At 69.8% G+C, this 3,916-nt stretch carries 1 protein-coding gene; it reads right to left on the bottom strand.

The window, feature by feature from the left end:
• Window positions 1–3,912 (bottom strand): type I polyketide synthase (locus tag UK23_RS47800; protein WP_419503942.1); only part of this gene is annotated, 3,912 nt, incomplete at its 3' end.
• Window positions 3,913–3,916 lie beyond the last annotated feature (4 nt).

Below are 3,916 nucleotides of genomic sequence, written 5' to 3' on the forward strand. Positions count from 1 at the left end.
CGACGAGACGCCGGCGCGGCGCGGGCGGGAGACGGCGGGCCAGGCGGTCGCGGTGGTCACCAGGGAGACGTCGCCCGCGGTCCAGTCGATGTGGGTCGAGGGCTGGTCGACGTGCAGGGTCGCGGGCACCACGCCGTGCCGCATGGCGTGGACCATCTTGATGATGCCGGCGACACCGGCGGCGGCCTGCGTGTGGCCGATGTTGGACTTGATCGAGCCGAGCAGCAGGGGCGACGGACGGTCCTGGCCGTACACCGCCAGGAGAGCCTGGGCCTCGATCGGGTCGCCCAGCGTGGTGCCGGTGCCGTGCGCTTCGACAACGTCCACATCGGACACGGACAGGCCCGCCGAGGCGAGAGCCGAGCGGATCACGCGCTGCTGCGAAGGCCCGTTCGGAGCGGTCAGGCCGTTCGACGCACCGTCCTGGTTGATCGCCGAACCGCGCACGACGGCCAGGATCGTGTGGCCGTTGCGCAGGGCGTCGGACTGACGTTCAAGGACCAGCAGACCGACGCCCTCACCCCAGCCCGTGCCGTCAGCGGCGTCGGCGAAGGACTTGCAGCGCCCGTCCATCGCGAGACCGCGCTGCTTCGAGAAGGCCACGAAGGAGCCAGGCGTCGACATGACGGTCACGCCACCGGCAAGCGCCAGGGAGCATTCGCCGTTGCGCAGCGAGGAAGACGCCAGATGCAGAGCGACCAAAGAGGACGAACAAGCCGTGTCGACGGTGACCGCCGGACCTTCGAGACCGAAGGTGTAGGCGACGCGCCCGGACAGCACGCTCTGGGCGGTTCCGGTGCCCTGGTAGCCCTCGAAGATGTCGTCGGACACCAGAGTCGAGTAGTCGTTGGACATCACGCCCGCGAAGACACCGGTCTTAGAGCCGCGCACCGAAGCCGGGTCGATGCCGGCGCGTTCGAAGGCCTCCCAAGCCGTCTGCAGCAGCAGGCGGTGCTGGACGTCCGTCGCGAGGGCTTCACGCGGCGACATGCCGAAGAAGTCCGGGTCGAACGACGGGGCGTCGTGCAGGAAGCCGCCCTGCGTCACGTGGGTCTTGCCGGAGGCGTCCGGGTCCGGGTCGAACAGACCCTCGAGGTCCCAGCCGCGGTTCGCCGGGAAGCCGGTGACACCGTCGCGTTCCTCGAACACCAGGCGCCACAGGTCTTCCGGCGACGAGACACCGCCGGGGTACTGGCAGGCCATGCCGACGATCACGATCGGATCGTCCGAGACCGCGACAGCGACCTCGGGCACGTGGACGTCCGCGCCGAACAACTCGTCCAGCAGGAACGAAGCCAGTGCTCCCGCGGTCGGGTAGTCGAAGATCAGCGTCGCGGGCAGGCGGATACCCGTGGACGCGGTCAGGCGGTTGCGCAGCTCGACAGCGGTCAGCGAGTCGAACCCGAGGCCCTGGAACGTGCGCGTGCGGTCCACTTCGGACGCGCTACCGTGACCGAGCACAGCGGCCACTTCAACAGCAACAAGGTCCAGCAACGCGTCCAAGCGCGCGTCCGAGCCGAGGCGCGACAGCTCAGCGACCAGTCCTTCCGCCGCAACGGACTGGGCAGCAGCGCGACGCTTCGGGGTCTTGATCAAGCCGCGCAGCAACGGCGGCGGCGCGCCCTGAGCACGCAGAGCCGGAAGATCCAGTCGCAGCGGCAACAGGAAAGCATCAGAACCGGCGGCTCCGGCGTCGAACAACGCGAGCCCCTCGGCGACCGTCAAAGGCGGCATGCCGGAACGAGCGATGCGCTGCATGTCGGCTTCCGACATCGAAGCCGTCATACCCGACGTCTGCTCCCACGCACCCCACGCCAGCGCGACGGCATGCTGGCCCGAAGCGCGGCGCACACGGGCCAGCGCGTCCAGGAAAGCGTTGGCAGCGGCGTAGTTCGCTTGCCCTGCACCACCGAACGTGCCCGCAGCGGACGAGAACAGCACGAAAGGAACGTCAGGCAGCAACGAGTGCAGGTGCAGCGCCGCGTCGACCTTGGGGCGGAACACAACGTCCAAACGCGACGGATCGAGCGACTCGACCACGCCGTCGTCCAGCACCGCGGCGGTGTGCACGACACCACCGACGGAATGCCTCGACAGCAACGATTCCAGCGCCGAGCGATCGGAGACGTCGCACGCCTCGACGATCACGTCCGCACCCAGTGATTCCAAGGCCGACACGTCAGCGGAACCGGTGCGCGAGACCAGCAGCAGCTCGCGAACACCGTGCTCGGCAACGAGGTGCCGAGCGACCAGCTGGCCCAGGCCGCCGGTACCGCCGGTGATCAGCACGCGACCGGACCAGGCCACCCGCTCAGCAGGCAGCGCCGCTCGAGCCAGCCGAGCCGCCAGCACCACGCCGTCACGGATCGCCAGCACCGGCTCGTCAGTCGTCAACGCGTGCAGCACCGCGCCAACCGACGCCTCGGCGAAATCCAGGTCCACCAGCACAAAGCGGCCGGGATGCTCGGACTGCGCCGACCGCACCAGACCACGCGCGGCGGCAGCGGCCAGGTCGTCGCCATCCACAGCACCACGGGTCACGAACGCGACCCGTCCAGTGCCCGGCAGCGCCTCGTGAATGATCGACAGCACCCGCGCGCACGTCTCGCGCACGTCAGTGCCGACAACGGGAACCAGCGTCAGGTCAGCGTCCGTCAGCTCGGAGACGACCGGACCGGCGGCGAGCGACAGCACGTCCGGACCGAGCACCGCGACGGTCTGCTCGGCGAACCCGACCGGCAGCTCGACCGGTGCCCATTCGATGCGGAACAACGAGTCCCGCTCCACCCCGGATCCCAGCTCGTCGACCGGAACCGGACGGGTCTGCAGAGCCTCGACGGACGTGACAGGAGCACCGGTCGCGTCGGCGACGGCGATCTCCATCGAACCGTCCTCGCCGCGCGCCAACCGCACCCGCACCGACGAAGCGCCCGAAGCGTGCAAGGACACGCCCTGCCACGAGAACGGCAGGCCACCCCGGCTGATCGAACCGAGATCACCGAAACCGGCGGCGTGCATACCGGCGTCCAGTAACGCCGGGTGCAGCCCGAACGACCCGCCGTCGACGCCCTCGGGCAGCGAGACCTCGGCGTACACAACGCCGTCACCGCCACGCCAGACCGCCTGCAGACCTTGGAAAACGGGCCCGTAGTCGAAGCCCATGTCGGTGAAGCGCTCGTAGGAGCCGGAAATGTCAACGGCGGAAGCACCAGCCGGCGGCCACACCGAAGCATCGAACGACACGGCGGAAGAGCCTGCACCGAGCACACCTGAAGCGTGCTGAAGCCAAGGCGTGTCAACAGATCCCTCGGGACGCGAGAAGATCGCGACGGAACGACGACCGGCGGAGTCAGCGGCCCCAACGGAAACCTGCACCTGCACGGCCGCTTGCGGCGTCAGCACCAGCGGAGCGGCGAGCGTCAGCTCCTCGACGCGCGAGCAGCCCACCTCGTCCGCGGCCCGGACGGCGAGCTCCAGGAACGCGGTGCCGGCGAACAGAACCCGCCCCATCACCACGTGATCCGCGAGCCACGGGTGCGTGGCCAGCGACAACCGCGACGTGAACAGATGGCCCGCCGACCCGGCCAGCTCGACGGCCGCGCCGAGCAACGGGTGCCCGACAGCACCGAGACCGGCGCCGCGCACGTCACCCGACGACGCTGCCGGACGCGGCCAGAACCGCTGCCGCTGGAACGCATACGTCGGCAGATCAACACGAGCAGCGCCGGATCCCTCGAACAACCGAGCCCAGTCGACGGGCACACCCGCGACGTGCAGGCGGGCGAGCGCCGTGACGAACGCCAGCTCCTCGCCGCGGTCCTTGCGCGCGGTCGGGATCGCGTCGCCGACCATCGCGGCCAGCACGCCGTCCGGGCCGACCTCCACGAAGGTCCTGTCCCCCATGGCCGTCACGGTG

This window comes from Lentzea aerocolonigenes (assembly GCF_000955955.1).
Taxonomy (GTDB): Bacteria; Actinomycetota; Actinomycetes; order Mycobacteriales; family Pseudonocardiaceae; genus Lentzea; species Lentzea aerocolonigenes_A.